This window comes from Rhodoblastus acidophilus (genome assembly GCF_900187365.1).
GTDB classification, from domain to species: domain Bacteria; phylum Pseudomonadota; class Alphaproteobacteria; order Rhizobiales; family Beijerinckiaceae; genus Rhodoblastus; species Rhodoblastus acidophilus.
The window spans coordinates 1-1706 of record NZ_FYDG01000059.1 but is presented as its reverse complement, the minus strand read 5'-3'; the positions used below and the strand labels follow the sequence as shown (position 1 = coordinate 1706).

At 65.2% G+C, this 1706-nt stretch carries 1 protein-coding gene; it reads left to right on the top strand.

The genetic code is table 11. The features are described 5' to 3' along the window. Positions 1-158: 158 nt before the first annotated feature. Positions 159-1706: MobF family relaxase (gene mobF, locus CFB24_RS22170; protein ID WP_158255381.1), on the top strand; the 1548-nt coding region annotated here is incomplete at its 3' end.

The window sequence follows — 1706 nt, the reverse complement described above, 5'->3', positions numbered from 1 at the left end:
GACGAAGGCCCAAGCCTGCGCGATCTGATCACCCTGATGATCCAGCAGCAGCGCGAGATGGCGCGATTGCTGAAGGAGCTCGCCGCCGCCGTCGGGCGGATCGAAACGCATCTCGGCACGGCGGTCACGCCGCCCGCGGTTCAGAAGGCGCAGTGATCATGCTGAATTTCGCCAAAGTCGCCGCCAGTTCGGACGGCGCCAAGATCCGCGCCTATCTGACCCAGGACGCCCCCGAGCCTCAACACGCCTCCTTGACGGTCGCCGGCGTCGATCCCGCCGGCCGCAATCTCGACAGCGGCGAAACGCTCACCAATTATTACACCGGACGCGGCGAAGCCGCCGCCTGGCGCAAGGACATGCCGGCCAGCGTCGCCGCCGCCCTCGGGATCGACAGCACAAAAGGCCGACCGCGCTACGCCGATCTCGATCCTCTGTTCGAGGGCCGCCGCGCTGACAATGGCGAGGCCTGGTCGCGCACCCAGCGAACAAACTCGGGCTTTGATTTTGTCTTCGCACCCCACAAATCCGTCTCGCTCGCCGCGGAATTCGCGGCGAGCGAGGCGGAACGCCGCTTGATTTGGGAGGCGATCCATCGCGCCAATGACGAGGCGTTGCGATATGCGGCCGAGGATCTCGGTCAAGCGCGTAAAGGCAAGGGCGGCCTTAAAGGCGTCGAGGCCGGCCAGATCGGCTGGGTGACGTTCGCGCACGACGCCGCGCGTCCGACCCTCGCACTTCAGGACGGCGCGGGTGGCGGCACCTACCTGGTCGACGCGCCGATCGCGGGCGACCCCCACTTCCATCTGCACAACTTCATCCCAAACCTCGTCGTGACCGAAGACGGCCGCGTGGGCTCGATCGACGCTCGCGTCATCACGGCGAACAAGGTTCACGAACTCGGCGCCATCTTTCAGGCCTACCTCGCCCAGAACCTTCGCGATCTCGGCGTCCGCGTCGGCTATGATGAGAAAGAGGAAGCGATCGTCGTCCTGGACGTGCCCGAGGCGGCGGTCGCGAAATTCTCCAAACGGGACCGCCAGGTCATCGGCGACGCCAAGCGCTACGCCGCCGAGAGCGCCCTGGAGTGGGACGAGCTCTCGCTCGACAAGAAGAAGCAGCTCTTGCACGAAGCCAGCGCCGCCGGCCGCCTCGGCAAGACCAAGGAGGAGGCGCGCGAGGTCTGGCGCGCGCAAGCCGCTGAAATCGGCTGGAACCATGAAACCGTCCTCGTCTCCGCGCCGCAGCCAGTCATCAGCGATGCGGAACGGCGCGAAGCCGCCTATGATCTCGCAGCGAAAAACCTTTCCCGCGAATTCGTGACGGCCGCCGTTCTCGATCGCGACCGTCTTCGCGTACATGCGGCGCGCGGTCTCATCTCGGTCGGCGCGCCTGCGGGTCGGAAGGATGTCGATGCGGTCGTGGACTTGATCGAACGACATGGTTTCAATCATGAAGGCGTCCAGGTTTCGCTGATTTCAGGAAAATTGGAGCGCAGCGAACGGGTCAGCAACAGCCTGCAAGTTCACATCGAACAGGCGGTTTCCGAAAAGGCGCGCAACGCCGCCCTCGATCATTCCTCCGACCTGACGGACGCCGCACTGCGTTCCGCCATCGCCGCCGTCGAAGCCTCCGGCCAAGGCGTCGCCTTCAGCCCTGAACAATCCGCAGCGATATATGCGCTCGGCGGAGGCGGAAAGCTCTCGCTC